The sequence below is a fragment of the Lutispora sp. genome (assembly GCF_041687175.1).
Taxonomy (GTDB): Bacteria; Bacillota; Clostridia; order Lutisporales; family Lutisporaceae; genus Lutispora.
Genome location: NZ_JAWLCK010000123.1, coordinates 1 through 6,856, shown reverse-complemented (window position 1 = coordinate 6,856; position 6,856 = coordinate 1). Strand labels below are relative to the sequence as shown.

Annotated in this window: 3 protein-coding genes; all 3 read right to left on the bottom strand. The window is 34.5% G+C overall.

Annotation, left to right across the window (positions count from 1 at the left end):
- On the bottom strand, nucleotides 1-3,582 hold a 3,582-nt coding region (locus ACESM9_RS13210; RefSeq protein ID WP_372999536.1), incomplete at its 3' end, for an InlB B-repeat-containing protein.
- A gap of 205 nt (nucleotides 3,583-3,787) precedes the next feature.
- Complete coding sequence (locus ACESM9_RS13205; RefSeq protein ID WP_372999533.1) at nucleotides 3,788-5,227, bottom strand: HD-GYP domain-containing protein; 1,440 nt, start codon at nucleotides 5,225-5,227, stop codon at nucleotides 3,788-3,790.
- Between the two features lie 179 nt (nucleotides 5,228-5,406).
- Nucleotides 5,407-6,621: a BTAD domain-containing putative transcriptional regulator gene (locus ACESM9_RS13200; RefSeq protein ID WP_372999530.1), complete on the bottom strand. Its 1,215-nt coding sequence runs from the start codon at nucleotides 6,619-6,621 to the stop codon at nucleotides 5,407-5,409.
- Nucleotides 6,622-6,856: the final 235 nt, after the last annotated feature.

Genomic DNA, 6,856 nt, shown 5'->3' with positions numbered 1-6,856 from the left:
TGTTCCTGTTACCGGATTCGGATCTATTCCAGGCACTGGTTCTGTTGTTCCATCTATATAGTAGTTGATTGTGTAGCCAAACTGCTGGCTTTCATCTACCACATAGTATACATCTGCCACATTAGCGGCTGCATTTGCTGTTACTGTCAGGCTTGTAGGCTGTTCATCTGCTACCTTGTATCCGGTTGTTACTGCTGGATGTGCTATGTCTATCACTTCACCTACATGCCCTGTTCCTGTTACCGGATTCGGATCTATTCCAGGCACTGGTTCTGTTGTTCCATCTATATAGTAGTTGATTGTGTAGCCAAACTGCTGGCTTTCATCTACTTCATATTGACAATAGAGCTCATTCGGAAGTGGTTCTTTGTTATCAACAATAATGCTGTCGCCAGGGCTAAAACTATCTCCTGTTCCATCTTTTTTGGTGTTCCATTCTACAAATATATAACCTTTACGAATGAAAGTATCTCCAGGTATAACTATATGAGTCTCATTGTTCTTCAAAGATATAACAATAGATTCCTGACCGGAAGCACTTACGCCACCATTCCCATAATAAGTTAATTGTGTTCTTGGTGCTTTGTCTCCCCATTGAGCAACCAAGGTCATATTTCCTGTAATAAGGAGTTTATCATTTGGATAATAGATCTTTCCACTTTCTGACTCTTTCCATCCTACGAATACTTTATTTGCTGGTGGTGTAACATCTGTTGGAGGTAAAACAACTGCCGCTGCACCCAAATAGTAAGAATTTGTATCTATAACATTACCAATGCCACCATTTAGGTCATAAGTTACACTGTAGTTTTTAACATTCCATACTGGGAACAATTCTACATCGTTATAGATTGGCATATTAAAGTCAAATGGAACGAATACACCACTTACAAACCAATACCAACCTAAGAAATCATCTTCAGTTAAACCTGTTGGTATTTGCTTTTCTAATATACTTTCATCAACAGTATCTCCGTGATTTGCTGTATAAGTATTGGTTGGGCCATCTTCATCTTGTGTTTCATGGGCTATTATCTTATGAACTGGAGGAACCCATTTTGCATAAAGAATAAGGTTTCCAGCCGGCATTTTAGCATCTTCAAACTCAAAAGGTTCGCCTACTGTTGCCTCATTTGTATACCAACCTTTAAAAACATATCCGTCAGTGCTGCGAGTTGTAACATCAACTATATATCCGCTTAATGCTTTATCAGAAATATCTGCTTCATATGGTATATTCTTAATTGTAGTTTGACCTGTGGAGTCATTCTTGTGGAAAGTAATATCATATTTATTTCTTGTGTAGTAAATCTTAAATACATCATATTTTCCAGTTTCCGGATTGTGTTTAACTTTTTCTGAACCGTCACCTGGTTTCGATTTTACAGTAAACCCAGGAAAATTGACATAGTCTTCTGATGTTAATACCACTTCATAATCCCAACCATAATAATCATAAAACTCATACTTTTCATTTACTGGCGGATATCCAGATACATTTTCCAAGTATAATATGGTATACTTGTGATTACCCGCTACTCTTCCGTATACTGTAAGATTCTTATTTGGCATAGCAGGTGGTAATGTATATGATATATTGCCATACCTCTCAGTGTACCATGTATATTGTCGATAATCGTTAGCCACCTCATTCCACCAAGGCGAAGTATCTGCACCTTGTTTTATATTATTAAATGTTCGCAATATAGAATTATTATTACTTCTGAATTCAAGTGTATATCTATTACGATCATAGTACACATTCTTAATAGTTGAACCATCACCTTTTATGATGACGTTTTCAGCATTTGTCTTGGTTGAATTAAGATGGAACCCTGTATATATTTTGTTGTCAAATTCTGCACTTGTGCCAGTTGTTCCGGATTTTACAACAATTTCTTCATAAGTATATCCGTCATCATTGGCATTTTCCAACCAGTAAACAACCCTATATGGAGTATTCTTCTTTGCATCCCAAACGGCATATAGCTTAATATTGGATGTAACTGGCATATTAAGGTTATACTTTTGGCCATTAGGTTCTAACGACCAGTGCTTAAAATCATATCCAAGTTTTGTTGGAGTTTCGACAGTACCAATCAGAGATCCATGTATTATATATTTAGGTAATAAAGGAGTACCACCTTGAGTATCAAATGTTACTTTCCACCTATCTGCTAATACAGCATATAGTGTTATATCTTCTGTGATTTCTGCATCGAAATTAAATGGTTCATCCCCATCTTCTTCTGTTGACCAATGTGAAAATGCTTTGCCTTCCTCATTTACAACCAAAAGAACATCTGAAGCGTCGACTTTTCCATTGGGTTCTACTTCTTTTGTCGCTATTACATTACCATTATAGATAAAGTATACATAATATATATCATCATAGACTGCACGAACTTTTATAACAGCTGTTTCTGTAACTGTTTTGGGTTCATCGAAATCTATTGGTTCTGTTTCACCTTCAACAAACCAACCAATAAATTTTTTCCCTGCCTGTGCCTCTGGAGCTTCAGGTTCGACTAATACATCTCCATTAAGAATAATCTGTGTATCTACTAGGACACTACCATTATAAAACTCATATGTTGCTGTTGCAGTAGTTCCTACCAGATAAATTGAAAAGTGATTTGTGCTAAATCTGACTACTCCATTATTTACATTTGCAGGCATATTGGTAACTCTGATTCCATCTGTTGAATCATCGTCAACAGACATCATTCCAAATGCAGTAGATTTACCAAGTGTCATAGGTTCATTTTCTTTGCTCCCATCAGGTTCTACATGGTAAACCATAACTTCATCAGTTTCATTTGAAAACTCAATGCCGGAAAAGCTAACAGTTACTTCTCCGTTTGGTTGAATTTCGTTACCTTCTTTATCTTGTAAAGTGATATCAAATGCTAAGTACTCTTCTAATTCAACACCTTCATTTTCTCTAATCGCTTCCACATAATCTAGAGCTTCTGAATCAGACAATTGTTTTACCGAAAGAACTGTATCTTCTGGTATAACTCCAGCATCACCAGTTACTGTAATAGTAATACCACCAACTTCATAAGTCAGATTTACATTTCCGGCAACCTCTTCTACTTCCTCAACAACCTCATAATAAACTACTACCTTATTCATCTCTTCATCTTCGCTTATTACAAGGATTGTTGGTTGGTCGGCTACCACCTGATATCCTTCTATTTCCGGATGAGGGATTTCTATTGTTGCTCCCACTCCAGCAGAGCCAGTAATGGGATCTAAGCCTTCGATGGGTTCATCAGTTTCCTGAAGCAGATATAGGACTTCATAAGCCTTTTCGACTTTAGGCGGGATTTGATCTATCGGGTTGGTATCACCTCCTGTGTCCCCTTCATAAACTGCCTCAGTTACAGTAATTTGATCTCCCTCCAGAGCGGTATCATCATTCCCATTTGGCCCTCCTGGAGATGAGACCCTAACCTGGATCACCTCATTTTCATTCAGATTACTCGGATTACCTTCAGCATATGCAGCAATACCCATGTTGAAAACCATTAGCAAGACCATTAGAAACGCAATGGATCTTTTAAATTTTCCTTTCATCTTTTTCACCTCCTTTTCTTTGAGCTGAATTCGTAATTTACTTTATTTTCTATAAAAAGACAGGCACCAATGTTAATTAACAATGGTTAATCAACATTGTAGCTTGACATTTATAGCTTAAAATTTGGAACTTATATATAGCATTCATACTTTATTCTATATATATCCTATTTATGAAATTTTAATCACATAATGTATATTTTTCTTATATAGCCACTTCTTCTTTTTTCATTATTTGAACAAAGATTTTTGCTAAACTGGGATCGAATTGAGTACCTGCTTTACTCTCTATCTCTATCAAGGCTTGTTCATGTGTAAGTTTGCTCTTATATGGTCTGTCATTTACCATAGCATCATACGCGTCAGCAATAGCAAATATTCTGGCTGTCAAAGGTATTTCATCATTCTTAAGAAGTCCCGGATAACCTTTGCCATCCCATCTCTCATGATGAACCAGTATTAGTTCATCTATTGCCAGCGTATCTCTTGATGCTCCTATAATGTGATATCCTATCTCACTGTGTCGTCTTACCTTTTCCCATTCATCGTTGCTCAAAGCGTCCTTTTTCTGAAGTATATGGGATGGAACACCTATTTTCCCTATATCGTGAAACTCGCATAAAAGCTCTAATTCCTCTTTCTCATTATCTGCTAAGCCAATTTCGTCTGCTAACATAAGGCTTAAGGATTTAAGCCTTTCATAATGAGCCTTAGTTTCAAATGATATTTCCTCCAGTTTTTCCTTAAGATATTTGATCATGGATAACTTCGCATCTTTACTTTCATTCAGCTTGCTGAAATACATCCGGTTCTCAGCCTTCCTATAGACTTCATTTATGTCTTCTTCTTCTCTTGTTTTTGTGGCTACACCAAAGCTGATGCTTATCTTAATAAAATCCAGAGGATTCAGTTTGCATTGTTGCTTTATTCTTTTTACTATGTTTAATGCTGTTTGCTCTTGGGTATGAGGCAACAGCACCACAAATTCGTCTCCTCCTATTCTGCTGATTATATCTTCTTTCCTGAAAGCTTTTTTCATCAGCTCTGCTACCCTTCTCAGTGCTTTATCACCCATTTCATGCCCAAATGCATCATTTATAAGCTTGAGTCCGTTCATGTCTCCCATTATTACACTTATGGGCAACTGCCTTGGGCTGTCCAACCTGTAAAGCTCTGCTTCAAAAAAATCTCTGTTATAAAGACCAGTAAGTTTATCCTTGTATCCATAACAGCCTTGCTTGTTATAAAAATCAAAGATTATTCCGTTTATTGTGTTGAAATCATCTGATGTGTTTAACTTCTTGATTCTTGAAATGTCATTATAAAATAGAATGAGATAATTTCTATCATCGCTGAAAATATTGATAGAATATATCCTATGAAGCTGATTTATATATTTCTCAAATTTTCTTCTTGTATTTGGTATCATATTGTAGTAGACATCTTTGTCATTAAAAACATCGTTCCCATATTCCAAAACTATTTCTGATATCCTTCTGCCAAGTATATATTCAGTTTTTATACCTGTTATGCTCTGAAAATTATCACTGACACTTACTAATAAATAATCAACGAAGTGATCGTTATTATCGAATATAGGTTTAAATCTGAGAAAAAAATCATATTTTGAAGGATACTCCATCATACTCTCACTCCCAAAAGTAATTTTTGTACGGGCTGCTAATGATTAATATATCATCCATGAATTTCATTTAATGTTTACTTGAATTACATAAGAATTTTTTTACAATTATTTTTCTGTTACACTTCTATTACATTTCAATTACAAAAAAAAGCATAAAAAAAAGCCCTGTTTCCAGGGCATTAAATTATACTTCTATCAGAGGATAGAGGCAAAAACTTAATACTTATATCATTGGAATATGTTTTTGCTATTCTTTGATAATAATTTCTTATTCTATCCTCAATTTTACCTAAACCATCTCTTTTAGCATTAGTTAACATCACAATTATCTGAGTATCATTCCAGGAAGTAAAAACATCACCTTTTCTTAATGATTTTTCCAGGACTTCTAGCATAGTCCTAGAAATTTTGCTTAATTCATCATGTTTGCATTTATCTTTATTATCTGATTTAAGAGTTATAAGACTCATATAACCTATATTTTCATCTCTGATACTTCTTCTTTTCTCAACATTATACAAGAATTTGAAGTAATCCAAATCGCAAAACAAAGCCCCTTCCATTGGTCCTTCTTCAAGTTTATTTTTTATATTACTTATATCAGTCTCCCCTTGTTCATCATAATATCTCCGTATTTTCCTATATATTTCTTTAAGACCAAGAGAAGATTTGATACCCATTTCTTTACTCAACATTGAAGATATATACTCATAATGGCTCATGGCACTTTTTATTTGACCTAACTTAAGCATTGTTTCCATCAAACATATATGAATGCTTTCTTCGTAAGGTTCAATTATAATTGCTTTTTCGCATAACTCAATAATTCTATTATACTCATCCTTTTTCTTATATAATTCAATCAATTTAAGCAATGTTTTTATGTATAATCGTCTATAGTGATTCCTGATGGGAACCAGCCACACCTCGTAGGAGTTTTCTGAAAGATACGGACCATTGTAAAGGACTAAAGCCTTTCTATATAACTTTATTGCTTCGTCAACGTCTTCAGTTTCTTTTTCCTCGGCCTTTTTAATAAATTCTTCAAACTCAACAATATCCAGAGCTGTGTACTCTCCAACTTCAAAACAGTAGTAACCATTTGCAAAGGTTATATTAAAATACTTAGAAACATCAGCATCTTTTGGAAGAAATTTTTTAATCAATTGTCTGAGCCTGAAAATCTGGGTGCGCAGCATGTTTTTAGGATCAATTGAATCCTGATCCTGCCATAAATTATCGATTATTACTTCAGGGAGAAGCTTCCTATTCCTGAAAGTAAGAAAGTACTGGAGCAGCTTATATAGCTTATAAGACCTTTTGGATTCCTTTAATAGGGATTCATCCCCAAAATAGATATCAAAATCTCCTAATGTTTTTATATGCAAATTCATGCACATTTCCCCCCATTGCCATTTACCAAAAAGAAAATATAATATAGCTATTATAACCTATTATACCACGTTAAGGAAAAAAATGAATTTTTTCATTAGCAAAATTACCTTATAATTTTACATATTTGCTATTAATAGTAAATATTGCGACATAATAGCCTAAAATATTTCTTATTTAATTATAACATAATACTGTTACTGTATACATTAACTGGAATAAAATGTTGATTCTTGG